Annotated in this window: 21 protein-coding genes and 1 pseudogene; 9 read left to right on the top strand and 13 right to left on the bottom strand. The window is 57.1% G+C overall.

What is annotated here, in order from left to right; translation table 11 throughout:
* Nucleotides 1–181: 181 nt before the first annotated feature.
* Complete coding sequence (locus tag WN982_RS40405; RefSeq protein ID WP_341312674.1) at nucleotides 182–1,504, top strand: IS5 family transposase; 1,323 nt, start codon at nucleotides 182–184, stop codon at nucleotides 1,502–1,504.
* Nucleotides 1,505–1,530: 26 nt separating this feature from the next.
* On the opposite strand, the gene WN982_RS40410 is transcribed toward WN982_RS40405, so the two are convergent.
* From WN982_RS40410 to WN982_RS40445, 8 genes and pseudogenes are all read right to left on the bottom strand, one after another.
* Nucleotides 1,531–2,085 (bottom strand): DedA family protein, encoded by a 555-nt coding sequence (locus tag WN982_RS40410; protein WP_341317531.1) that lies wholly within the window; start codon nucleotides 2,083–2,085, stop codon nucleotides 1,531–1,533.
* Nucleotides 2,086–2,453: 368 nt separating this feature from the next.
* Entirely contained in the window at nucleotides 2,454–3,020 is a 567-nt protein-coding gene (locus tag WN982_RS40415; RefSeq protein WP_341317532.1) for an acyloxyacyl hydrolase, read from the bottom strand.
* Between the two features lie 206 nt (nucleotides 3,021–3,226).
* Nucleotides 3,227–3,681: pseudogene (locus tag WN982_RS40420) on the bottom strand (transposase); the annotation flags it as partial.
* A gap of 209 nt (nucleotides 3,682–3,890) precedes the next feature.
* A complete protein-coding gene (locus WN982_RS40425; RefSeq protein ID WP_341317533.1) occupies nucleotides 3,891–4,856 on the bottom strand; it encodes a fumarylacetoacetate hydrolase family protein in 966 nt (321 codons plus the stop codon).
* A 10-nt stretch (nucleotides 4,857–4,866) separates the two neighbouring features.
* On the bottom strand, nucleotides 4,867–5,232 hold the full coding sequence (locus WN982_RS40430; RefSeq protein WP_341317534.1) for a YciI family protein: 366 nt from the start codon (nucleotides 5,230–5,232) through the stop codon (nucleotides 4,867–4,869).
* A gap of 85 nt (nucleotides 5,233–5,317) precedes the next feature.
* Nucleotides 5,318–6,253: a VOC family protein gene (locus WN982_RS40435; protein ID WP_341317535.1), complete on the bottom strand. Its 936-nt coding sequence runs from the start codon at nucleotides 6,251–6,253 to the stop codon at nucleotides 5,318–5,320.
* A gap of 7 nt (nucleotides 6,254–6,260) precedes the next feature.
* Entirely contained in the window at nucleotides 6,261–6,575 is a 315-nt protein-coding gene (locus WN982_RS40440) for an NIPSNAP family protein (protein ID WP_341317536.1), read from the bottom strand.
* Nucleotides 6,572–7,462, bottom strand: a complete 891-nt coding sequence (locus WN982_RS40445; protein ID WP_341317537.1) for an NAD(P)-dependent oxidoreductase — start codon at nucleotides 7,460–7,462, stop codon at nucleotides 6,572–6,574. The genes WN982_RS40440 and WN982_RS40445 overlap by 4 nt, the downstream gene beginning before the upstream one ends.
* Nucleotides 7,463–7,760: 298 nt before the next feature.
* Here WN982_RS40445 and WN982_RS40450 point away from each other — a divergent pair, with 298 nt between their 5' ends.
* The 6 genes from WN982_RS40450 (at nucleotide 7,761) to WN982_RS40475 (ending at nucleotide 14,248) form a co-directional block, all read left to right on the top strand.
* Nucleotides 7,761–8,804: a LysR family transcriptional regulator gene (locus tag WN982_RS40450; protein ID WP_341317538.1), complete on the top strand. Its 1,044-nt coding sequence runs from the start codon at nucleotides 7,761–7,763 to the stop codon at nucleotides 8,802–8,804.
* Between the two features lie 263 nt (nucleotides 8,805–9,067).
* A complete protein-coding gene (locus WN982_RS40455) occupies nucleotides 9,068–10,087 on the top strand; it encodes an aromatic ring-hydroxylating dioxygenase subunit alpha (protein WP_341317539.1) in 1,020 nt (339 codons plus the stop codon).
* 15 nt (nucleotides 10,088–10,102) lie between these two features.
* Nucleotides 10,103–10,804: a GntR family transcriptional regulator gene (locus WN982_RS40460; RefSeq protein WP_341317540.1), complete on the top strand. Its 702-nt coding sequence runs from the start codon at nucleotides 10,103–10,105 to the stop codon at nucleotides 10,802–10,804.
* Nucleotides 10,805–10,993: 189 nt separating this feature from the next.
* Entirely contained in the window at nucleotides 10,994–11,962 is a 969-nt protein-coding gene (locus tag WN982_RS40465; RefSeq protein ID WP_341317541.1) for a 2Fe-2S iron-sulfur cluster-binding protein, read from the top strand.
* Nucleotides 11,963–13,438, top strand: a complete 1,476-nt coding sequence (locus WN982_RS40470) for an NAD-dependent succinate-semialdehyde dehydrogenase (protein WP_341317542.1) — start codon at nucleotides 11,963–11,965, stop codon at nucleotides 13,436–13,438.
* A 102-nt stretch (nucleotides 13,439–13,540) separates the two neighbouring features.
* Nucleotides 13,541–14,248 carry a TetR/AcrR family transcriptional regulator gene (locus tag WN982_RS40475; protein ID WP_341317543.1) on the top strand — a complete coding sequence of 236 codons (708 nt, stop codon included), beginning with the start codon at nucleotides 13,541–13,543 and terminating at the stop codon, nucleotides 14,246–14,248.
* Nucleotides 14,249–15,041: 793 nt separating this feature from the next.
* Here the strand turns inward: WN982_RS40475 and gtdA are convergent.
* The 5 genes from gtdA to WN982_RS40500 are packed head-to-tail and all read right to left on the bottom strand — an operon-like array spanning nucleotide 15,042 to nucleotide 19,911.
* Nucleotides 15,042–16,097 (bottom strand): gentisate 1,2-dioxygenase, encoded by a 1,056-nt coding sequence (gtdA, locus tag WN982_RS40480; RefSeq protein ID WP_341317544.1) that lies wholly within the window; start codon nucleotides 16,095–16,097, stop codon nucleotides 15,042–15,044.
* On the bottom strand, nucleotides 16,094–17,011 hold the full coding sequence (locus tag WN982_RS40485; RefSeq protein ID WP_341317545.1) for a fumarylacetoacetate hydrolase family protein: 918 nt from the start codon (nucleotides 17,009–17,011) through the stop codon (nucleotides 16,094–16,096). Before WN982_RS40485 ends, gtdA begins: the two co-directional genes overlap by 4 nt.
* A gap of 42 nt (nucleotides 17,012–17,053) precedes the next feature.
* Nucleotides 17,054–17,374, bottom strand: a complete 321-nt coding sequence (locus WN982_RS40490; RefSeq protein ID WP_341317546.1) for a 2Fe-2S iron-sulfur cluster-binding protein — start codon at nucleotides 17,372–17,374, stop codon at nucleotides 17,054–17,056.
* A gap of 55 nt (nucleotides 17,375–17,429) precedes the next feature.
* Entirely contained in the window at nucleotides 17,430–18,653 is a 1,224-nt protein-coding gene (locus WN982_RS40495; protein ID WP_341317547.1) for an FAD-dependent oxidoreductase, read from the bottom strand.
* A 4-nt stretch (nucleotides 18,654–18,657) separates the two neighbouring features.
* A complete protein-coding gene (locus WN982_RS40500; RefSeq protein WP_341317548.1) occupies nucleotides 18,658–19,911 on the bottom strand; it encodes a cytochrome P450 in 1,254 nt (417 codons plus the stop codon).
* A 278-nt stretch (nucleotides 19,912–20,189) separates the two neighbouring features.
* Here WN982_RS40500 and WN982_RS40505 point away from each other — a divergent pair, with 278 nt between their 5' ends.
* Both WN982_RS40505 and WN982_RS40510 read left to right on the top strand, forming a co-directional pair.
* Nucleotides 20,190–21,092 carry a LysR family transcriptional regulator gene (locus WN982_RS40505; protein ID WP_341319579.1) on the top strand — a complete coding sequence of 301 codons (903 nt, stop codon included), beginning with the start codon at nucleotides 20,190–20,192 and terminating at the stop codon, nucleotides 21,090–21,092.
* A gap of 502 nt (nucleotides 21,093–21,594) precedes the next feature.
* Nucleotides 21,595–22,560, top strand: a complete 966-nt coding sequence (locus tag WN982_RS40510) for an IS5 family transposase (RefSeq protein ID WP_341314750.1) — start codon at nucleotides 21,595–21,597, stop codon at nucleotides 22,558–22,560.
* The last annotated feature ends 82 nt before the right edge of the window (nucleotides 22,561–22,642 follow it).

The raw sequence follows: 22,642 nt of genomic DNA on the forward strand, positions 1-22,642 counted from the left end.
CCGCAACGCGCTGACAAGAGCTCGTCGGCGCCACCACCTCAGCGCAAGATAAATACTTAGTCCGCCCTGAATAACCCGGAGAGCCTCGTGCGACGGAGCTTTTAGGCCGAAATGGTGTTGTGAGATTTGCAGGAACCTGGCACATTAACGCGAGAATCCTGCATTTTTCGACGAGGTGCAGATGGGCCCGAAGACACCTATGCCGGAACAAGATTTCTTCCGGCATCCGCTGCGCGAACAGATCAACCTGAAGCATCCGCTGGTGCGGTTGGCCGAGCTGATCAACTGGGAGCGGCTGGGCGCGTTAATGAGCGAGAGCTTCGTGTCGGGCAAAGGTCGACCGGCGAGCTCGCCGCGCCTGATTGCGGGGCTGCTGTATTTGCAGCACACATTCGATCTGTCCGACGAAGAGGTCGTCTGGCAATGGGTGGAGAACCCGTACTGGCAGGTGTTCACCGGTGAGACCTATTTGCAGACCGAACCGCCGATCGACCCGTCGAGCCTGACGCGCTGGCGCAAACGACTGGGCGAAGCCGGCGTTGAAGAGCTGCTGGCCGAGACGATCGAGGCGGCCAAACGTGCCGGTGTGATCAAGGCCGCGAGCGTGAAGCGGGTGATCGTCGACACCACGGTGATGGAAAAGGCGATCTCCCATCCAACCGATTCACGCCTGCTCGAGCGGTGTCGCGAACATCTGGTGAAGGCGGCCGCGCGGCATGGCCTGAAGCTGCGGCAGAACTACAACCGCGAGGCGCCGCGTCTGGGGCTGCAGATTGGCCGCTACGCTCACGCGAAGCAGTACAAGCGCATGAGGAAAGCACTGCGCACGCTGCGTTCACGCGTTGGACGGGTGATGCGCGATGTGGAGCGACAGGTCGCCCAGGTGGCAGACCCCGGCCGTGCTGCATTGATGGAGCTGATTGGCCGCACGAAGCGCATCCTGGCGCAGAAGCCGAAGGACAAGAACAAGCTGTACGCGCTGCATGCGCCGGAAGTCGAGTGTCTGGCCAAAGGCAAGGCGCGCAAGCCATACGAATTCGGCGTGAAGGTGTCGATCACGACGACTCACAGGGAAGGACTGGTAGTTGGCATGCGCTCGATGCCGGGCAATCCGTATGACGGTCATACGCTGGCTGAAGCGCTGGAGCAGGCGGCAATCCTGAGCGACGTCACGCCGGAAGTCGCCATCGTCGACCGTGGATACAAGGGTGTCGCCGTCGACGGCGTGAAGATCTACCACCCGGGCCTGCGGCGGGGTATCACACGCGGACTACGCGCGATGATCAGACGGCGCAGCGCAATCGAGCCAGCCATCGGTCACATGAAGACAGACGGAAAACTCGATCGGAACTGGCTCAAAGGTGCGCTGGGCGACGCGATGCACGCGGTGCTGTGCGGCGCTGGCCACAACCTCCGGATGATCCTGAGGAAGCTACGGCTTCTTTGCGTCTTTATTCTGGCTGCCATGCTTAACCGCCGCAATGCTGCGGTCCCATCGCCGTAACGCCGGTGGTCGGCAAAACGAATTGTTCAGGACGGACTACTTAGGGTCGCGAGGATTGCGAGAATGCTTGAACCGCACATGTCCAGTACGCGCACGACAGGATCCACAACGGAGACACCAAGAGTACCCAGTAATACACCCGTGCCCGTCCAGATTACGGCGCCGCATGCGTCGAGTACGAGGAAGGTCAATGGCCTCACATTGCTCGACCCGGCCATTAAAAGCGCGACAGTAGACATGCCCGGAATGAACTTTGACACCAGTAATATCCGTGCTCCCCAGCGTTCAAAGAAATGAGCCGTGTTACTCACGCAGCTGTCGCGGGACAACGAAAGTCGGCAGACGCCGCGCAGCAACTGCCTTCCAAACCGCCGACCGGACCAGAACCAGATAGTATCGCCGATAAGCGCGCCCAACACCGAGAGCGCGACCAGCGGCGAAACCGGTGTGTTCATCGCCACGGAGCATGCCCCAGCAATTACAAGAATAGGAAATGCGGGTATTGGCAGGCCAAGTGATTCGAGAAGGACGTTTGCAAAAACAACAGCCGCGCCATGGGTTAAGACCAAATCTCGCAGCATGGCTATTTCCTTCTCGATGGGAACGTGTGATGGATTTATCTTACATAGTTGTATCGATGTTAAGGTTGCAGTAATGGGAAACATCTTCGCGTCAGTCGCAACACATATTCACGAACGTCATCCCGCTGCCGTGGCCCAATGTGCTAGGGAAGGTCTACACACCCACTTCTCCTGTGCGTCGACTGTTTACAGCGCGTGTCGCATTCACACAGGCAAACATGCCGCAACTTTGAGCGGAGGTTTTGATCGGCCGTGGTGGCGCTCTTTTGCCTGTGCTCAGGGCGTCCAAGCCTTCGTGCTTCACGCTTTGCGCAATTGTCCCCAGGCGCGGTTCGTCCAGGCAGTATTTACCGTTGCGATCCTTGTCGTTAGAAATTGTATTGCAGATAGACTTCGCTGAAGTTGATGCCGGGATTGGGATGTTCTAGGCCGGCATTAGACAGATGTTGAAACCTGAACCCGGCCTGGTATTGCTGGCGTGAACCGAACTGTGCACCGACACCAACGATTTCTGCGAACTGGAACGACGACGAAAATGTTCGGTCTCCCGTCTCTCGCACATGCGAAAGCATCCGCACGCCCGCGCCCGCTTCGATATACGGGCGAACCCAACCCGAACTCTTGATGAAGCGGAACAAAGGTGTTAGCCCGAACTCCCAGATGTTCGGATGCGCGGCGCGGTCTTCCTGGATGTCCCAGTATGCAACATGCGCCTCCCCGACCAGCGTGAAGTGATATCCGCCGATTTCCCACCAGATTAGACCTGGATCCCAAACTAGGCCGAGATCTTCTTTTTTAACGTCATGATCGGCGACGCCGCCGGCAAACTGGACGCCGAACTGATCACCAGTGGCACCCGTGGAAGCAATTGCCAATGTGCAAAACACTGCAGCCCGGAAAACTTTGCATCGGAGATTACTTTTCTTTTTTTGCATGAAAGTTACCGATGAATCTAAGTTTTTGTTAGGGAACGTCTGCAAAACCCAGTTCCTGCGCGTTGGCTATTTGCAGCGCGTACCGCGTTCACACTGCAAACATGCCTAGCCTAGATCGCGGCATGTTCTGATCAGCCGGGGCGACCAGTATTTGCCAGTGCGCAAGGCGTCCACGCCTTCGTGCTTCATGCTTTGCGCAATTGCTTCTTCGCCGAAGTGGGTGCTGAAATCCGAGTGGTGCCGACGACTGATCCTGCCTTGAGCATCAATCCTTTGTCGATCAGAATATCATTGACCAACGCAAACATCTGGACAGCCGTACCGTGTGCTTCAAGCAGGTGACGAAACCGCAGAATAGTACTTTCGTCCGGCAAACGCGTCATGCCACCACCGAGCCCTGCAAAGTCTCAGCACAGAGCGGTATGTCATAGTGCGCTTCTTCCATCGCCGGGTCCGACAGCCCAAACCACCGCTGCATAAATTGGATCTGCAGCATGGTGGCAATCGGGAATGGTGGTGGACCTGTCTTACCCTTCGGGTAGTGCGGCTCGATCAGGGCAATCGGCCCCGTTCACGGCACCACGCGTCTCATCCCTTCGAGAAATTCCCGCTTGCGCGTGCGATTCGTTGACAGTTCCGGACCAAGACCCAGTCGTGTCATCGCGACTCTTCCTGATTAATCATCCTTTTCCCAGGATAGTCCACCCACACGTCAACATCAGGGTTTTTGCAGACCTTCCAGAGCTGAATTCGTTTGCTCGGTCGCTTGATACGTGCGCCCACGCCGGAATAAAACCGGAACGACTTTCGTATTTTCGTTCCGGTGGCGGCCGACCACAGATTGTGAAACCGGCTTTAGGGAAGACGGAATTAGACGATGGTCGTTTCCAGTTGGCCCAGACTCTCTATCCAGACTTTCATCACGTCACCGCGCTCAAGAAACGTTCCGGTCTCCATGCCAACGCCGGCTGGCGTTCCAGTAAGAATAATGTCGCCGGGGTATAGCGTAAGCCGCCCGCTAAGATAGGCGATTTGATCCGCGACCGAATAGAGATGGTTGCGGGTGTTCGAATCCTGCTTGAGCTCACCGTTCAACCAAAGTTTGATGCCGAGATTTTCCGGAGACGCGACGAATTCGGCCGGGGTGAAGTACGGGCCCAACGGACAAGCTCCGGTGAAACATTTGTGACCGATCCAGTCGAAACGGAAGGGTGAAGACGGATCAACTTGGTCACGGCGCAGGTTGTCTCGCGCTGAAAGGTCGTTGGCGACGGTATATCCGGCAACGTAGCTGAGCGCATCGTCCACACTTACGTTCTGTGCAGGACGGCCAATGATGACGGCCAGCTCAGCTTCCCAGTCAAGACGTTGCGTATGATCGGGATAGACCACATTTTGCTTGTGGCCAGCGAGCGTTGCACGACCGGCTTTGATGAAGTGCCACGGAGGAATGCCGTCCGCACGGGGGTCGAGCGTAAGCTGCATGTTGAACGCTCGGCCCATCGCCTCGACGTGATCGCGGTAGTTGGCACCAGCGGCGTATATTATTCCGGGACGGTTCAACGGGGCGGCAAACGACAGCGCGTTTGCATCCAGCTTGGCATTCGCACCAATTGAGCTGTCTTCTGAAACGGCTGTCGCAAGCGTCTTCAGTTGTTCGTGAGCTTGAGGCCATTGCTCCAACACGCTATCGACGTCGAGTTGGTTAATGTCGAAATCGACCGAGTTAACATTGCTCAGGTCGAGGCAACCGAGGTCAAAATGACCGCTTTCGGTCGCGATGCCTGCGCGGGGTTTGCCGGCAGCGTCGAGATAACTAAAAAGTTGGTAGCTCACAGGTCGTCCTTCAATAAAGCTTTGATTGCTGATTCGATAGGGTGAAGTTGCACGTCAGGCTTCCTTCCATGAGCAGCCATGGTTTGACTTCAACCTCGAATACGCCCTCTGCGATAAAGGGGTCGGCCTCAATGAGCTGTTGTGCGCCTTCCTGGCTTGATGCTCGCAGAATTGTCATGCCACCGTGTTCACCAGGTTGCCCAGGGCCAGTGAAGGGGCCCGAAAGAAAAATCTCTCCGCGTCGTTCTGCGCTGATAATCCATTCGATGTGGCGCGGTAGAACTTCTGAGACCCGCGTCAGGTCGCGCGGCTTGCGCAAGACTACGTACAGGGTTTTGTTCAACATCCCTTGGAGGACGGAGGAGAGATCGTTCATGAGTGGAACCTAACCGGCTGTCATGGCTAAACCTGCCCGCGCAAGGCGCAACGGACAGGCGTTCTGCTGATGCGTAGTACCGCAATCAATGCGGTTCTTCGAAGTTGACGATAAAGTCATCGGGTGCCGGCGACTGCGACCACACGGCGTTAAGTACCGCATGCACTTCTTGCGGGTTGGTTGCCATCGGTGTCCAGTCCGCATTTTCCGGGATTACGTCAATGTCCCAGAAGTACTCAACCAAGCTGTTCCACGGGTCGCGGATATAGTGAAAATAGTTGGAGCCCGGGCCATGCCGACCGAGACCGAAGCCGTCCTTGTAGCCAGCTGCGAGTAGGGCCTGCGCGCCCATCTCTATTTCGTCGATGTCGCCCACTTCGAAGCTGATATGGTGCAGACCGGTGTGTGGCCCTTTCGCAATTCCGATCATGTGATGATCTCCGCCAAAGGGCGAACGCATGAATGCGAGGATGTCGAGCGCTTTATCAGACACCAACAGGCCAAGCACTTTGCCGTAGAATTCGACCGCTCGGTCAACGTCGGTCGAGAACTTAATCAGATGACCGAGGCGGCGGGGGCGTGCCTTTTTTTGCGATGACGTAACGTCACATGCACGCGTGCCGATGCGACGATACCGCTGCGGCGAATTGATCTCTGCCGTCGGTGCGAGTGTCGATCCGGCATCCTCGGCCTCCTGCACGTTGATCCAGTCGCCGTCCGGATCCTTAAACCAGATGCCGCCGAAAGACACGTCGAACGGAGCATCCACGATTTCCACGCCGGCAGCTTCAAGTCGATCTCTGAGCGGCTGCAGGCCACCCTTATGTGTACCGAAAGACACGTACGCGAGACGCTTCGTCGGGCCTTCCATCAAACGGACCTGATCCTGGTCACGTCCTTCGCAGCGAAAGACGAGGTCCTTTCCAGATGCATGCGTTTGAAGACCAAAGCATTCATAGAAGGCTCGGCCGATTTCCAGCGACGGCACGGTCAGCCCAATGTGGTTCAAGTTGCGGATCATGTTGTTCTCAGCGAATGGGAGAAAAGGGCGCCGGCGTCAGCAGTTCAGTGCGCTGTTCAGCGACGAACGAACCTGCCTTGGCGAGGAAGGCGCGCCAGGCGTCTGAGCTGGAAAGCTCCTTGCGGCGCAGAAGTCGGTCCTCAAACGTCGAGAAGCCCCACAATTGCACCACGCGGTTTAGCTCGCCGGTCTCGGTAGTGAAATAGCCGACCAGATTCCCCAGCGCGGATGACTGAACTTCGAGACCTTCGGCCTCGTAGAGCGCCAGAAATTGATGGACGGTCCCAGGTTTAAGCGTGTAGGTTCGTTGTTCAATAATCATGAAAGAGTCCTGATATTCGATTTAGATTCTTCCTCGAGCAGCGTGATGACCGCCGAGATATCCTGGTCGCCAATGCCCTGCTCGACGGCACGTCGGTAGTACGGCAGGGCAGTGGCAAAGAGTGGTGTGGCGGAGCCGGAGTCGATAGCCAGTTCGGACGCCAGATCCAGGTATTTCTCGAGGGTGGTGAAGGGTCCGGGTGCCGGCTCAAAGCGACGGTCCGCCATCATTGGAGCGCGGATTGCAAACATCGTCGAGGCACCGGCGCTTTGCCGGATTGCCTCCACGACAAGATGCGGGTCGAAACCGGCACGAGCGCCAAGGTTCAAGGCCTCCGCCGCTGCGAGTGTATGGATCGCGAGCAGAGCGTTGGCGATCAGCTTCATATTCAGCGCCGCGCCGAATGGGCCAAGATGGAATTGGGTCGGGGCAATAGCGTCCAGCACAGCACGGCAACCCTCATACAATTCCTTTGAGCCGCCGACGAAGAGTGCTGCTTTCTTTTGACTGACCATTGGCGGAGAACCGCTGACCTCGCACTCCAGAACGGAGAGGCCGGCCTGTACCAGTCGCGCTTCCTGCGCCAACTTGAAACTACGTCGGTACGTGCTCAGTTCGATGACTGTCTTGTTCCGAACGCCTGATTTCAGCAGGCCGTCGTCACCGTCGAGCACCTGGAGTTGGGCACTTTCGCTTGGCAGGCAGAGCAGTAGAACCTCGGCCTCCTTCAGTACCTCAGCCGGACTCCCCAACGCGATTCCGCCCACTGCCGCGAAGGCTGCCGCACTGCTGCGCGGGAAACCGACGACGCGGAAGCCTGCGCTAGTCAGATTTGTTGCGATCGGGAGTCCGAGTTGACCGAGGCCAACTATACCCACTGTATTCACTTAGTGTCTCCTTACAGCCCTAGTGCTATGCCGATGAATTTTGAGCGTGGCTCGTCGCGCAGTCGAGTAAGCGGGAATTATTACAATCTATCAATCTCATTTATTCTTCGCGCAATCCAGCGCTGATGGGCGTCCTGAAGGCTTGAGGTTGACGCCCTGTCCATCAGGCGGGTTTACACTCAGTGCGGTAGCGTCGGCCCGCATATACAAATCCTGTTTATAGGAAGCCGATTCAGCCGCTATGCCGTGGCAGGCAGCGAAATTAGTTGGCGAGACGAGACAGAGGACAGGAGGCGTCGTGAAAGACCTCAATTTGCTATACGTGTTCGAAGCGCTGTGGCGTGATAGGTCCGTAACTATCGCCGCAGAAAATCTTGGTTTGACCCAGGCGGCTGTCAGTGCTTCGTTGAAACGGCTGAGAGCGACATATGGCGACAAGCTGTTCATACTTGTTGGGCGGCGCATGGAGCCGACTGCGGTTGCCATCGACATTTCCCAGCCGCTGATCGAATCGCTGAACCTTGTCCGCAAGACGACCGGGGTTCCTCAGCCCTTTTGTCCGGAACAGTCCCAACGAATGTTCACTATTCGTACCCGTGACATAGGCGAGGTTGTCTTCCTGCCTGCGCTTTATCGGGAACTCCAGGGCATCGCACCGGATATCAAACTGCAGACGCTCTTCACCAGGGTTGAGGACACGATTCCCGCGCTAGGCAACGGGCGACTCGACGTTGCCGTCGGCTATCTGCCGGCGCTGGAACGGGATATCCATCGCAAGCCGTTGTTCAAGCAGCGGTACGTGTGTGTGATGCGGAAAGGGCATCCGCTGGAAAAGGAGGCGATCGACGCGGAGACCATCGCCCGCGCTGACCACCTATTAGTGGAATTCGGGGGTACTGGCCATCTGCTGCTCGAGCGTGCGCTCATTGACGCCGGAGCTAGGGATCGAATCAAGGTGCGAATTCCCCAGTATCTTTCTGCACCACATTGCCTGCTGGCCTCTGACCTCGTGTGGATCGCGCCTGAAATACTCGCCTCGACGTTGAGTCGCTATTTTCCGCTCACCTATCGCCCGGAGCCGCTTGGGCTGGAACCATTTGAAATCGCGCTTTACTGGCACGACCGCTATCACCACGATCCCGCAAACCGATGGTTTCGCTCAATGATCGTCGGCCTGTTTAAGACGGCAGTCAAGCAACCGCTTCCTGCGGGCTCAGACCTTCAGTTCCTTTCGGAGCCATTTCAGTTCCAGGATCTTGAAAGCGCCGATCATGCGCCGGAGCGAATCTGGACAAAACGGAGCGGGCAGCGGCGGATTCGAGTTGTTGCGGCTACGTCGTAACGCCACAGCTAATCGCGGCCGCAACGCCCGACCTATTTCCGGGCTCCGCTGATAGTTGGCGGCGTTCGTGCCTCCTGGCGCGAGACGTCTGTCGATTGGACGGTCGGGCGACACCCGCACACAAGCCGCGCTGCGGCCACCGCAGTTCTTTGAATCGCACTGCCAATACTTGGGTAGGGTTTCTACCAGTTGCTACAGATTGTTAATCATTAATAATTAAGAACATCGAAAGACTCCTTCTTTTACAATCATCGGACACATCTATGTACTTGAAAAACGCTTGGTATGTCGCCGGCTGGGGCCATGAGATCCAGCGCTCGCTCACGCAGCGATGGATCATCGGTGAGCCGCTCGTGATGTATCGCACAGAGGCGGGAAAGGCCGTTGCCCTTGAAGACCGTTGCCCGCACCGGCGCGCAGCCCTCTCCAAGGGCAACCTCATCGGCGATACTGTGCAATGCGGTTACCACGGCGTCACGCTCAACTGCGCGGGGGCCTGTGTCGCGATTCCCGGACAGGAGCAGATTCCGCCTTCAATGAAGGTGCGTGCTTACCCCGTGGCGGAGAAGTGGCAGTGGGTATGGGTGTGGATGGGCGACCCTGAGGCGGCCGACGAATCCCTGATTCCGGACTTCCGGTATAACAGCGAGCCGGGCTGGTTGTCGACCGGCGGGTGCATTGATGTAAAAGCCAACTACCAGTTGCTGACGGATAATCTTCTGGATCTGACGCACGAAACATACGTTCACGGCAAAACCATCGGCAACTCCGCCGTGGTGGAGACGCCGATGACGCATCGGGTGGAAGGGCGCGAAGTCCATGTGGAGCGAATTATCAAGGACGCGCCGCCGCCTCCTTTGTTTGCTCGTGTGCGAAACCTGGACGGACACATCGACCGTTGGCAGGTGATCCGCTTCCAGCCTCCGGCGAATGTCTCTATCGATGCCAGAGGATATCCGGTCGGCACCGAGGATCTGGAAAAAGGCTTGCGGTGGTTCTCCATCAATACCATTACGCCGGTGGATGAGCGTACGAGCAAGTATTATTGGACAATCACGCGTTGTTTTGCCTTGGAGGACGAGGCAATCACCAAGCTGATTCACGATTCCATTCTGGCCACCTTTATGGAAGACGTGGAAATCCTTGAAGCTCAGCAGATCATGATTGAAACCGACAGCCCCACGAAAGCAGAAGTGGGGGTGCGGGCGGACAGCGGGTCTGTGGCGGCGCGACGCATTCTTGAAAAACTTGTGCGGCAAGAGTCAGCCGCAGCTACTCAATAAAGCCAAGTCAACACTATGGGCGACATTCTCTCTGCCGATTCGGTTCAGACCGTGAACTCATCGGTGCTCCATTTCCAGGCGCCTCAGTCCATCGGCGATGGCATCGCTTCAATTTTGCGTGACCGTATTGCCGGAGGAGTCTATGCGCCTGGAAGCTGGATCCGGGAGAGCGCTCTGGCGGAGGAATTCCCCGTCTCGAACGGCCCGATTCGCGAGGCACTGCAGACGCTCGTGAATGAAGAGTTGCTGGTGCGTGAACCTAGGCGCGGCGTTCGTGTCGTGGACCTCAGCGACGAGGAAATCGTGGAAATCTTCCAGATGCGCCTCGCCTTGCTCGAGTTCGCAGCTGAACTTACGGCACGGCGAGTGACTCGGTCGCAGCTAGACGTTGCGCGAGCTCTTTTGCGCGAGATGGATGTGGTGCTTGCCAAGCACGACATCGATGCACAAATGCCTATCGGCGGTCAGTTGAGCCATTGGATCTGTACAAGTTCCGGAAACGTCAGGCTTGCTCAGAATTGGAGCCGCCTGACGTACCAGACGCGAATGTATATCCACGCCTCGCTGCGCAAAAGCAAGCACCTTGAGAATGTCGGGCGGCTATGGCATGCCTTGGTCGACGCGATTGAAGGAGGGGATGTGTCGGGAGCTCGAATGGCCGTTCGAGGTCTGGTGCGCCGTACCCTCGAAGACTTGGGTCTCGAAGCAGATCTTTGATGAGGGTAGTCCTCCCGCGTGCCCGAGGACTACCTTCCAAACTCAGATACATCACGCACTGATGAGATTCTTCTCGCAGGTGCGCGGTCAATGCTGCGCCGTCGGCAGGGCGGATATTGCCTGACGGGAATTGTTGCCTAATTGGCGACTGTTGAGGTGGTCAAGTATCGCCGCCTCGGAGTACTAAGCATGGAAAATAGCCAGACACTTATCGTTTCCGACCTGGTGCAGCAGACAGCGAGAATTCGCGGATTTGTTCTGCGCCATCCTCAAGGCCTAGATTTGCCGGTGTTTGAGGCCGGCGCGCACCTGGACGTTTCAGTTCCGCTCGCCTCAGGAGAGGTCGTGCAGCGCTCGTACTCTATCGCGAGTTCGCCGGCGCATCGTGACTACTATCTGCTAGGTGTGTTGCGGGAGCATTCTGGTCGCGGCGGCTCTGCGGCGATGCATACGGGTGTGGCGGTTGGTCAATTGCTAACTTGCAGCCAGCCCAAGAACCAGTTCGGCATTTCTCCAGGCGCGAAGAACCATCTCTTGATTGCCGGCGGTATCGGAATCACGCCGCTTCTGTCCATGCTCCACGTTCTCGTGTCGGAGGGCAAGAGCTTCAGGCTCTGCTATTGCGCGCGGAGCGCTGAGGACGCTGCATTCCTGTCTGAGATTTCTGATCTGGCAGGGGACCGGCTGGCTCTCTATTTCGACGGCGGCGATGTGACTCGAGGCATTGACCTCGACGCAGAGCTGCGTGATGCCCCGGATGGGAGTGAGGTTTATGTCTGCGGGCCACGCGGACTGAACGAAGCAGTGATTGCCGCTGCCGCACGCGCCAGCTGGTCACCTGAGCGAGTGCACTTCGAGTTCTTCGGAGCCGCTGCGCCTGCGAAGGGCGACCAGCCGTTTCGCGTAATCCTGAAGCAAAGCGGGATGACTGTTGAAGTGGCACGCGACGAGTCCATCCTTGACGCAGTTATCCGTCACGACATTGAGCCGCTTTACGATTGCAAACGGGGCGAGTGCGGCCTGTGCGCAACCGCCGTAATCGAAGGCGAAGTTGATCATCGCGATTACGTGCTCACGGCCGCTGACAAATCCGAACGGAAACAGATGTGCATCTGTGTTTCGCGCGCCAAGCAGGGCGACCTGGTGCTCGATCTTTAAATGAAGGAAAAAGTGAAACTACTCGACGACAGCCTATTGCGCGACCGCGCATACGTAGGCGGTGAATGGATTCAGGCCGTGTCCGGGGCGACTTTTGATGTTGTGAACCCCGCAACGGGCGAACTTATCGGAAAGGCGCCGCATATGGCGGCGGTGGATGTTGAGCACGCCATCACCCAGGCCGAAGCTGCCTTTGGTGAGTGGAGCGCACGAACTGCGAAGGAACGCGAGGCGCCGTTGAAGGAGTGGGCGCGGCTGATTGTGGCAAATGCATCCGATCTCGCTGCCATCCTTACGCTGGAACAAGGTAAGCCGCTTTCAGACGCCAAAAACGAGGTGCTGTTCGCAGCATCGTTTGTCGAGTGGTTTGCCGAGGAAGCAAAACGAACCTACGGAGAGGTGATTCCGGGCTCCCGGCGCAATGTCACGTATGTTGCGATAAAGGAGCCTGTCGGCGTGGCAGCTGGCATTACGCCCTGGAACCTTCCGTGTGCGATGGTGACGCGAAAAGCTGCACCGGCTCTTGCGGCAGGATGCACGATGGTGCTCAAGCCGGCAGAGCACACGCCATTTTCCGCGCTCGCTCTGTGTGTTCTCGCTGAACGAGCCGGGATTCCTCGCGGCGTGCTGAACGTGGTCACGGCCGATCGTCCCGCTGCGGAAGAAATCGGTCGCACGCTGACGTCCAGTCATGCGGTCGGCAAATTGAGCTTTACCGGCTCGACCGCAGTGGGCAAGCGACTCGCAGCCCAATGTGCTGACACCATGAAGCGCGTTTCCCTGGAGTTGGGCGGGAACTCCCCCTTCATCGTGTTCGCCGATGCAGACCTTGATGTCGCCGTGTCCAGCGCTGTATTTGCAAAGTTCCGCAATGCCGGGCAAACATGCATCGCTCCAAATCGCTTTCTGATCGACGCGTCAGTTCACGACGAATTCGTGAAGCGCATGATCGCGGCAATTGGGGAGTTGAACCTGGGAGATGGATTCGAGCCTGGTGTGACATTGGGTCCGCTCATCAGCGAAGACGCGGTCCAGAAGGTCGAGAGGCATGTCGCTGATGCTCTCGCTCGCGGGGCCAAATTGCTCGTGGGCGGAAAGCGAGCCGACCGCAAAGGAAATTTCTTCCTTCCGACTTTGATGACGGGGATATCGCCAGAAATGGCAATGTCGTGCGAGGAAACCTTCGGGCCTGTGATGGGACTAGCAACTTTCACATCGGAAGATGAACTGCTGCAGCGCGCGAATGGAACTCGACTGGGCCTGGCGTCATACATGTTCAGCCGTGATGCTGCCCGCATCCACCGTACATCGCGCGCACTGCAAGCCGGCATTGTCGGTGTGAATACAGGGGCAATTGCCACTGAGGTTGCTCCCTTCGGCGGCTTCAAGGAATCTGGCATCGGTCGCGAGGGTGCACGTCAGGGCATTGATGAGTTTATGGAAACCAAGTTCATCTGCGAAGCGTTCCCAGGTTAAGCGGGTACGGCGCCGCGCGTGAAGGAAGCTTTGTCTGTGCAGTGTGCTGACACAGGCAAAGCCGGTGCCAACCAATAAGCTATCCTATCAACGGCAACTTCTTTGGATACTACCGCTATTTGTAGCCGATCTGTGTCACGCTCCTCAATTGCGAACAAGGCAGCCACCACTGGGCGCCCGGCGGAATTGAAGCGAGCGGAGCAGCAGCGAGCTCAGGAGACTCGGTCTGCGATACTTCACGCCGCACTATTAGAGTTCGCCGAGAAGGGCTTTGACGCTAGCAGCATTCGAAGCATCGCGGAGCGCATCGGACTGCAGCATGCTCTAATTACGTACCACTACCGTTCGAAAGAGGTTCTTTGGCAAACCGTAGCGGAACTTGGTTTCGCGCGCATGCGGGAGGAATGGGATGCGCATCTGGCTGACTCCGACGCAGTTAGCTCAGAAGAACGCTTGAAGCTGGCGTACGGAGCGCTGTTCCGCTTTGCTGTGAAGTTCCCTGAGTTTGACCGTCTCATGCGCTGGGAGATGTTGGGGGCCAGTTCGCGGCTCCAGTGGCTTGCCGATACAGTATCGAAGCCGCTGATCGACTGGCTATTGCCGCAGATTTCCGATGCACAGGCCAGAGGCGCGTTGCCAGAAGGCGAGCCGATTCTTTTCCATTACCTGATGATGAATCTGACGTCCTCGCTTGCGAGTTTTAGGCCTGAGTTGACTGTCACCAGCAAACTTTCGCCCTCCGATCCGACGGTCGTTGACGCGTATTGGCGGGCGGTTGAATCGATAGTATTTGAAAGGGTCCAGAGGTAGAAATTCGCATTCAAACAATGCAATTGACGGAGTGAACTCGGACAGCGTGGGACAAGTTGTGTCAAACGTGAGTAAGCAGGACCGTAGCTTCAGGTGAGATGAAGGAGAAATCGTGAATAGTGCGAAAAACACGTTGCGCATGGTGATCGAGCACTGGCTCTCCCCGGATCCTACGAACGGCGTTCGGGTCACAAAGTTCAGAAACAGGCGATCCAGAAACGAATGCTATGTACGCGTCGAGACATTAACGGCGGCAGGTCCTGTTGCGTTATTCTTTTTTCGTCACCATGATGGCGCGTGGCGCATATTCCCACCGAGTCGGGAACGACCGGCAATGCGCGCCACCTAAAATTCGACGAACTTTTAACTCGCCATACTAGTGCACCTGCCACATCACGGCAGCGCTGCGAATAGGAGCAGCACACTGATTGTGGCGCTCCCTGCAAACAACTATCTGATCGTGAGCATGCGCGGTTCATGAATTGTGAGTTTGCCTCGAACAGGCCGGCTCCGCTGAATGAAAAAGTGCGGTGGTCTTTGAGTGCATCCGGTCTTGCCGGCGCCGATCAGGCTTCCTGGCACCAGCCCAAGCGAATAGTTTCTCGCGTGCATCAACGCGTTGGCCACCCCGCATGAAAGGACTTCGGGCCAAATGTTGTGTGGCATCAAGCTTGGCTGAATCCGCTACTAGGCCTGTGAGCCACGGTAACTCAACCGCAGTGCGTGCCCCTGGGGCCTGATGGTCCCGGGGCTCTGACGGTTATCCCGACGTAATTAACTCCGCGTCGATCTTTTAGAAATCCTCGCGCCAGAGATCTAGCGCCTGTTGTACGGGGCGGTCGGAGTAGCTGAACAGCACCGCATCGCTGTCCGCTTCCAGACGATACGGCATCCAGGAGGGGCAGACGAACACGTCTTTCGGACCGAACGCCAACACCTGGTCTCCTACAATGCAGCGTCCATTTCCTTCGACAACGGCATACACCGTGGAGTCCGTCGCGCGATAGGATGCCCCACTAAAGCCTGCGGGCAGCAACTGCATGAAAGTACCGATTGTGGGCATCGCCCAGTCGCCGGTGACCGGGTTGGTATATTGCAGCTTGTGGCCCCAGACGGCATGCGGCGCTTCCTTTGCAAGTGTGTGGAGCGCCTCGCGTGTGCGGTCGTAGGGATACCAGAAAAGCGGAGAAGTGCGCGACCGTGACTTATATTCCACGGGCTTCATGGTGTTGCCGAAGCGGGCAAGATTGCTGCCCGCGCTCCGATCCGTTTGCTGACTCTCGCTAAGACCATCTTCACGGAATTGGGCGTCGAGCAGTTCCACGATTGGAATGTCGAGACCATCCAGCCAGACCATTGGCTCAGCAGACGTATTGCCGTGGTCGTGGAAGGTCCAGGAGGGGGTAATGACGAAGTCCCCCACGTGCATCGTTACGCGTTCGCCATCCACGGCCGTATACGCACCGTCACCGTTCATGATGAAACGCAGAGCGGATTGCGAGTGGCGATGAGCGGGGGCAACCTCCCCGGGAAGAATCAACTGCAGGCCCGCATAGAGGCTGTGCGTAATACGGGTACGCCCACGAAGGCCTGGATTCTCGAGCACCAGCACGCGACGTTCGGCCTCTTTGGCGGTGATGATTTTCCCGCTCTCCAGCAGCCACGGCCATACCGTATCCCACTTCCATAAGTACGGAACGCATGGTGTACTGGGAGTCGCCGTCACGACCGCATGCAGTACCTCCCACAGCGGCGCGCAGTTCGAACCATCAATTTTGTCGTAGAACGCTTTTCGGGCCTGCTGCGTCTCAACAATATTCCCGACCTGAGAAACACGGTTGTCGTTCATGCTGTCTCCTTCATTCCGGCGGTATCGGATGTGGTAGCAGTTACACCCGTGGTGCCGTCGGCCGCCCGAACCGCGACGCGGATTTGCCCCACTCCATCGAAAGCGCAATCGATGATGTCGCCGGGCAGCACCGGACCAACGCCCTCGGGCGTGCCAGTCAGCAGAATGTCACCAGGGTGCAGCGTGTAGAAGCTGGATGCGAATTCGATGAGCTCGGCAATGCCGAGAATCAGGTCCCCGGTATTTGCCTTCTGACGAGGCTGGCCATTCACTGTCAGCCAAAAATCGATATTTGAAGGATCCGCGACTTCATCTGCCGTCACCATCCATGGGCCAAGAACTGTATAGCTGTCGATGGATTTGCGGAGACTGCGCTCCTCGGGCCCTCTCGCGGTCATATCGAGACCGACGGCGTAGCCGGCGACGTAATCGAACGCCTGTGCCTGTGTGATATTGCGCCCTGTTTTGCCGATGATAACTGCGAGCTCGGCCTCGTGGTCGTTTCGGCGGTCTAGGTGTTGCAACTCGACGCCTGCCGCAGGACTTACGATCGAGCTGGTCGCCTTCAGGAACAGGCCAATTTTCTGAATCTCGGCGACCTGGTTGTTGTGGTGAACCTCAACCTGCGCTCGTGCCTCTTCAAGGTGCTTTTTGTAATTGACGGGCGCGGCGACCACTTTGCCGGGATTGGCTACCGGGCTGAGCAACCGGACGTCGGCGAGCGGGCGCACTGGGGCGGATGGTGCGATGTGCCTGATTTCATCTACCACCTGTGCCAGATTTGCAATCAATGGATCAATGGTAGGTAGCGGATAGCGATGGAGTGGCAGCACGTCGAGTGCGGCTGTAACGTCGCGTACCGAGTCTCCTTCGACGACACCAAGCCGGTCGTCATCGAATCGGCAAATTTTCATGGGAATCTATCTCCGTTATTGGTTGTGAAGCTGCGTTATCGCTTAAAACTGCGAGGCCGGTACGTTGAGCACGAGTCCATCAAGCGTCGGCCCGACAGAGAGCTGACAGCTGAGCCGACTGTTCGCCTCGACACCGACGGCGAAAGCCAGCATCTTCTGCTCGTGCTCGGTCTTTGCAGGCAAGCGATCGGCCCATGTATCGTCGACGTATACGTGGCAGGTTGCGCAAGCGCAGGCGCCGCCGCAGTCCGCGTCGATACCGGGAACGTTATTGGCCACGGCAACTTCCATAACTGACATGCCATCAGGACCCTGATAGACAAGCTCTGCGCCGTCGGCCGTGCGAAAGTGGATGTGTGTCATGAATATCTCTCAAGTTCTGGCAGGTTTTTGCGGCTGCCTGTTACGTCTGGATGGGTTATGGATGCAGCGGCAGCGATGCGTTCGCCAGGCGGGTTGTATCCAGCGGGGTGGACGCCTGGATAAATCCTTTGCCTGCCATGAAATCGGCCACTGCGTCTAACGCCTCAACAGCTAGCAATCGGCCCTGCCGGAGATACCAGACGGACTGCGTTGCTTTGCCAGAATCCTGCTCGGCAGGTTTGCGTACGATGATCTCGTCATGGCCGTGAGCTATGCCAGCCACCTGGATTCGATGCGAATACTGGTCTGACCAAAACCAGGGCACGCTCGCAGGCGGAGTCTTCTTGCCGGCAAGTATGGCCGCCGCGTTCTTGGCCTGGTCTACGGCATTTTGTACCGACTCCAGCCGAAGTCCAGGTCCATAAATCTCATGCGTTTGCTCAGTGCAATCGCCGATTGCAAAGACGTGAGGGTCGTTGGTTCGCGCATTCGCGTCTACGAGGATTGCGCTTGCACAGGCGATATCGGCTGCTGCAGCAAGTTCGATATTAGGTATTGCGCCAATACCTACCACGAGCGCGTCGACCGCCAGTAACCCTGCGTCTGTGCGGATTGTTAGCCCGCCAGGCGCTGCCTCGACGGCTGAGATTGAGCACCCGAGGCGGATATCGACGCCGTTGCTGGCATGCAACGCGTGTACGGCTGCCGATGTGGCCTCGCCAACGGAGCGTTGCATGACGCGAGGGGCTGCCTCAAGCACGGTTACTTCTTTCCCGAGTTGTCGTGCTGAGGCGGCCACCTCCATACCAACGTAGCCAGCGCCTACGATTCCAATACGTCGATAACCAGAAAGCGCCGTCTTTAAAGCCTGCGCATGTGCGAGAGAGCGCAGATAGTGAATTCTGGGCTCACGCTTTGGCAGTCCTGGGAAGATGCGTGCACGCGCGCCGGTAGCAAAGACGAGGCTGTCATAAGATATGCGCGTCCCGCCGTTCAGAATCGCTTCGCGCGCTGAGCGGTTGACCCACTCGACCCGTTCACCGAGACGCAACTCACAGCGTAATGTCTCGTAGAAAGATGCTGGCCGAAGATGAAGTGACTCGTCAGTGCTTGCACCTTTCAGATAGCCCTTGCTAAGCGGAGGACGCTGGTAAGGAAGAGTGCGTTCATCGCTGACGATGGTGAGCGTACCGTCATAGCCCATCTGCCGGACCGAGGCAACGAATTGACATGCTGCCTGACCGCCGCCTATGACAAGAATCCCGCGTTCGGTTGTCATGGCGTTACACCAGCGTTACTGGCATGGTACGAATGCCACGGAAGCGAGCGTTCGGGTTAAAGCTCAAGCCTTCGCGCAGGTCGAGCTTCGGAAAGCGTTTGGTGATGGCCGGCAGAGCGATGCTGGCTTCCAGCCGCGCCAAGGGTCGACCGAGACACACATGAATGCCGGCCCCGAACGCAAGGTGGGGATTGGGACGGCGACCCAAATCGAATTTTTCCGGGGAGTCAAATATCCGCTCGTCGCGGTTGGCGGACGCTTGAGCGACGATGACCTCCGTGTTGGGCGCAATCATTCCGCCGCTAGGAATCTGCACCTCACGCGTGGTCCGGCGGCCCTGGAGTTGCAGAGGGCTAGCGTAACGGAGGCATTCCTCGATGCCCATAGTAACGACGGAGGCATCGGTGGCCATGCGCTCAAACTGGTCACGGTTCTGAATTAGCGCGAGCGTTGAAAGACCGATGAGATTGGTGGTTGTCTCGTGACCGCCGTTAAGCACGAGAATGCACATGTGCAACATCTCGTTCTCGCTGATCTGTTGACCACTCTTTTCCGCTTTCACGAGGGCACTGATGATGTTGCTAGGCGTATCTTCAACCGGTCGGGCGCGCCATTCGTTGACGTAGTCAAGTAGGTAGGCCTTGAATTCCGCAGTTGCCTTGTGTCCGGCAGCGATCGCCTCAGCAGACACGGCTGGGTTCAGCGGGAAAAGGACCTGGGCACCAAGATCGCGGATGCGCGGGCCGTCCGAGCGCGGAACGCCGAAAATGTCGCAAATAACCTGGATCGGGATACGAGAAGCAAAGTCGGCGACGTAATCGACGTTGTTGTTGTCCTCAAGTTCGTCGAGGAGTGTCGCCACAATCTCGTGCACGCTAACCCGCAGTCGCTCAATGCCGAACTGGGTGAAGAAAGGATTTACCACCTCACGGAGACGGTCGTGATCCGGCGGATCGCGAAAGAGCATGCTGGTAGTGTGCTGTTCCAGCAGCGGACCTTCGCCAAATTTTTCGCGGTATGCCGCCTCCCGATTTACCACGCCGGAAAGGTCTCGCCAGACAGCCTTGACGTCATCGTAGCGAGTGAGTAGAACCGACCCGTCTGAGTTGACGTGCGCTGGCTCGTTGTCCCGCAGGTGTTTAAAGAAGGGATAAGGATTGTCGTAATACGTTTTCGGCAGCTGAAAGAGGTCAAAATCCTCTGTGGCCGAATGGACCCGCTTCTCCGGAGGCGCGGAGTGAACCTGTTGGATCGCCATGAATCTGTCTCCTATGTATTTTCTACGGACATCGCACATGCGGACCGCATCCGAGCCGCGAAGTCACGGGGTCGACACGCAGAGCCTCTCTTTCAGCAAGAACCGATACGCATCGAAAGAAATGCGGCTAAGCTACCGCGATCGGTTGCGGCCTACCTTCGACATGTAGCGGCAGAGTGCATCCCGTGATCATTGGTTGTATGGTGATGCACACGAGAGTATTTAGAAATAGAAGGTGGTGAATAGGATCTATAGACCAGCCTGATAAAGGTATGCAGATGGAACTTCGAGACATCGACTTGAATTTGCTTGTCGTGTTCAATGAATTGCTTCACCAGGGGCGTGTATCGGCGGCGGCGCGCACTCTAGGAATGTCTCAGCCCGCAGTTAGTAACGCCCTGAGCCGTCTGCGGAAGTTGCTTGGGGACGACGTGTTCCTTAACACATCAAAAGGCATGGTGCCTACGCCTCTATCGGAGAGGCTCGCAGAGCCGATAGCGTTCGCGCTCGGGACAATCCATGACACGCTGAATTCGAAGGCGGAGTTTGACCCGGCGACGAGTGCGCGCAACTTCACAGTCGCGATGACCGATATCGGTGAAATATCGTTTCTTCCGGCGTTGATGAAGAGGCTGTCTGAGGTAGCACCCGGGATCACCTTGAGCACGGTACGAAACACTGCGGTGAACCTTCGCGATGAGATGGAAAACGCAAGGACCGACCTCGCGATTGGTTTTTTGCCGGACCTGAAGACTGGCTTCTTTCAGCGACGGCTGTTCAGTCAGCGCTATGTATGCCTCTTTCGAAAAGGGCATCCGCTTGCTGAGCAGGGGATAACCCTGAAGTCTTTCTGTGCCGCAGAACACGTGGCGATTGTTGCCGCAGGAACCGGGCACGGCATGGTTGACGAGTTTATCCAGCGCGCAGGGATTACGAGGAAAGTACGGCTGCAAGTACCTCACTTTGTCGCCGTCGGGCACATTCTGCAGACAACCGACCTGATCGCGGTCGTGCCGGAAGCCTACGCGAAGCGAACGTTAGAGCCGTTCGATTTGGAGGCTGCCGTATGCCCTGTGAAAATCCCGCAGATAGTAATCAACGTGCTTTGGCATGGCAGACATCACCGGGAACCAGGCAATCAGTGGCTGCGGCAAACGATATTCGAGGAGTTTTCCTCATGACAGGCGCGATTTCTGATCTCATCTGACTTGCCGGTCTAAAGACGTCGCGTTAGCGACCGGGAAACGCTGTCTTTCAAGACTGCCGCGCATTTGTGTCTTCGTTGCCTTGGGCGCTCCGTCGATGTCACGAAGACGTTTGCCGCAATCCCTCCTGCCCCCCAAGGCCACCCCTCGCGCGATTTCTTGCGTGTTCCACGCGCTGCTTTGCACAAGCACCGGTGATACTAAACAATAATTGAAACGCTATGGATAGAACTTAACTGGCAAGACACAATCGCCTCACGGGAGCTTAGGAGAGGATCCATCTGTTGCCCGCGTTCTATAAGGTCAAAATTACTTCCTTGACGAAGATCGCAGGCTGAACGTGAAAAATCCGAGATTTATTCATTAATATAATTAGGAATACTGCTAAATATATTAATTTTTTCACCGCTAGGGATGGTGTTCAAAACTCAGTCAACGTGGAATGTTCAGGACTGAGGTTGCCTGGCACAATGAGCGCATGAAACAGACCGACCTGAATCTTGACCTGACGAACCGGCGCACGCGCAAGCGCGCGCTCCTGGATGAGATGGAGCGCGTGGTGCCATGGAACGAATTCGTGGCGCTGATAGAACCGCACGCGCCGACCAAGGCGACGGGTCGCCGGCCATTTCCGATTGAAGCAATGTTGCGCATCCACTTCCTGCAACAATGGTTTGGCCTGAGCGATGTCGCGATGGAAGAGGCGCTGTACGACGTACCGCTGTATCGCGAATTTGCCGAGCTGGGCGGCATGAGCCGATTGCCGGATCGGGTCAGTATCCTGCGCTTTCGGCATCTGCTGGAACAACACCGGTTGGCCGAGCAATTTCTGGTGACCGTCAACGCCCAGCTCAGTGCGAAGGGCTACATGCTTAAGGAAGGGACGGCGGTTGATGCCACACTGATTGCCGCGCCGAGTTCGACCAAGAACAAGGGCGGTGAGCGCGATCCCGAAATGCATCAGACCAAGAAGGGAAATGAATGGCACTTTGGCATGAAGTGTCATATCGGCGTGGACGCCGACTCGGGTCTCGTGCACACGGTAGTGGGGACGGCTGCCAACGTCAACGATGTGACGCAAGCGCATGCGCTCGTGCATGGTGACGAACGCGAGGTGTTTGGCGATGCGGGTTACCAAGGCGTGCAAAAGCGCGAGGAAATGCAAGACGTCAAGGTCAACTGGCACATCGCCATGCGTCCAGGTAAGCGTCGTGCCTTGAACAAGGACACACCGCTGGGCCAACTGCTTGACGAACGCGAAAGGCTGAAGGCACGTATTCGTGCCAAGGTGGAGCATCCGTTTCGCGTTATCAAGCGCCAGTTCGGCCATCTCAAGGTGCGTTATCGTGGATTGGCGAAGAACACGCAGCAATTGCAAACGCTGTTCGCCTTGAGCAATCTTTGGATGGTACGCCGCCGAATTCTGCAGGAATTCGTGGTATGAGTGCGTCCGGATTCGGCTCAGACGAGCCGAAGCACAGACCGCGCGACTCCATCTATGCTGAATAGAACACGGAATTCGCACG

It is taken from the genome of Paraburkholderia sp. IMGN_8 (assembly GCF_038050405.1).
In the GTDB taxonomy this organism is placed as follows: domain Bacteria; phylum Pseudomonadota; class Gammaproteobacteria; order Burkholderiales; family Burkholderiaceae; genus Paraburkholderia.

What these genes read in the sequence shown, in the direction of transcription:
- WN982_RS40405 (WP_341312674.1), top strand. Translation starts at nt 182, where the DNA reads ATGGGCCCGAAGACACCTATGCCGGAACAAGATTTCTTCCGGCATCCG.
- WN982_RS40410 (WP_341317531.1), bottom strand. Translation starts at nt 2,085, where the DNA reads ATGCTGCGAGATTTGGTCTTAACCCATGGCGCGGCTGTTGTTTTTGCA.
- WN982_RS40415 (WP_341317532.1), bottom strand. Translation starts at nt 3,020, where the DNA reads ATGCAAAAAAAGAAAAGTAATCTCCGATGCAAAGTTTTCCGGGCTGCA.
- WN982_RS40430 (WP_341317534.1), bottom strand. Translation starts at nt 5,232, where the DNA reads ATGAACGATCTCTCCTCCGTCCTCCAAGGGATGTTGAACAAAACCCTG.
- WN982_RS40435 (WP_341317535.1), bottom strand. Translation starts at nt 6,253, where the DNA reads ATGATCCGCAACTTGAACCACATTGGGCTGACCGTGCCGTCGCTGGAA.
- WN982_RS40440 (WP_341317536.1), bottom strand. Translation starts at nt 6,575, where the DNA reads ATGATTATTGAACAACGAACCTACACGCTTAAACCTGGGACCGTCCAT.
- WN982_RS40455 (WP_341317539.1), top strand. Translation starts at nt 9,068, where the DNA reads ATGTACTTGAAAAACGCTTGGTATGTCGCCGGCTGGGGCCATGAGATC.
- WN982_RS40460 (WP_341317540.1), top strand. Translation starts at nt 10,103, where the DNA reads ATGGGCGACATTCTCTCTGCCGATTCGGTTCAGACCGTGAACTCATCG.
- WN982_RS40465 (WP_341317541.1), top strand. Translation starts at nt 10,994, where the DNA reads ATGGAAAATAGCCAGACACTTATCGTTTCCGACCTGGTGCAGCAGACA.
- WN982_RS40470 (WP_341317542.1), top strand. Translation starts at nt 11,963, where the DNA reads ATGAAGGAAAAAGTGAAACTACTCGACGACAGCCTATTGCGCGACCGC.
- gtdA (WP_341317544.1), bottom strand. Translation starts at nt 16,097, where the DNA reads ATGAACGACAACCGTGTTTCTCAGGTCGGGAATATTGTTGAGACGCAG.
- WN982_RS40485 (WP_341317545.1), bottom strand. Translation starts at nt 17,011, where the DNA reads ATGAAAATTTGCCGATTCGATGACGACCGGCTTGGTGTCGTCGAAGGA.
- WN982_RS40490 (WP_341317546.1), bottom strand. Translation starts at nt 17,374, where the DNA reads ATGACACACATCCACTTTCGCACGGCCGACGGCGCAGAGCTTGTCTAT.
- WN982_RS40495 (WP_341317547.1), bottom strand. Translation starts at nt 18,653, where the DNA reads ATGACAACCGAACGCGGGATTCTTGTCATAGGCGGCGGTCAGGCAGCA.
- WN982_RS40500 (WP_341317548.1), bottom strand. Translation starts at nt 19,911, where the DNA reads ATGGCGATCCAACAGGTTCACTCCGCGCCTCCGGAGAAGCGGGTCCAT.
- WN982_RS40505 (WP_341319579.1), top strand. Translation starts at nt 20,190, where the DNA reads ATGGAACTTCGAGACATCGACTTGAATTTGCTTGTCGTGTTCAATGAA.
- WN982_RS40510 (WP_341314750.1), top strand. Translation starts at nt 21,595, where the DNA reads ATGAAACAGACCGACCTGAATCTTGACCTGACGAACCGGCGCACGCGC.